This window comes from Bacillus sp. TSO22 (assembly GCF_020223595.1).
In the GTDB taxonomy this organism is placed as follows: Bacteria; Bacillota; Bacilli; order Bacillales; family Bacillaceae; genus Bacillus; species Bacillus inaquosorum.
Genome location: NZ_JAHAWO010000021.1, coordinates 1 through 443 on the forward strand (window position 1 = coordinate 1; position 443 = coordinate 443).

At 47.6% G+C, this 443-nt stretch carries 2 tRNA genes and 1 rRNA gene; all 3 read left to right on the plus strand.

Features of this window, described 5'->3' with window-relative positions:
* A 16S ribosomal RNA gene (locus KHQ79_RS22120) occupies positions 1-52 on the plus strand; the annotation flags it as partial.
* A gap of 101 nt (positions 53-153) precedes the next feature.
* Positions 154-230 (plus strand) — tRNA-Ile (locus tag KHQ79_RS22125).
* 11 nt (positions 231-241) lie between these two features.
* Positions 242-317, plus strand: a tRNA-Ala gene (locus tag KHQ79_RS22130).
* Positions 318-443: the final 126 nt, after the last annotated feature.

The window sequence follows — 443 nt, forward strand, 5'->3', positions numbered from 1 at the left end:
GAAGTCGTAACAAGGTAGCCGTATCGGAAGGTGCGGCTGGATCACCTCCTTTCTAAGGATATTTACGGAATATAAGACCTTGGGTCTTATAAACAGAACGTTCCCTGTCTTGTTTAGTTTTGAAGGAACTTTGTTCCTTGAATAAGTTAAGATGGGCCTGTAGCTCAGCTGGTTAGAGCGCACGCCTGATAAGCGTGAGGTCGGTGGTTCGAGTCCACTCAGGCCCACCATCTTAAATAACGGGGCCTTAGCTCAGCTGGGAGAGCGCCTGCTTTGCACGCAGGAGGTCAGCGGTTCGATCCCGCTAGGCTCCACCAACGTGTTCTTTGAAAACTAGATAACAGTAGACATCACATTCAATTAGTAAGACAAGATATCACATAGTGATTCTTTTTAACGGTTAAGTTAGAAAGGGCGCACGGTGGATGCCTTGGCACTAGGAG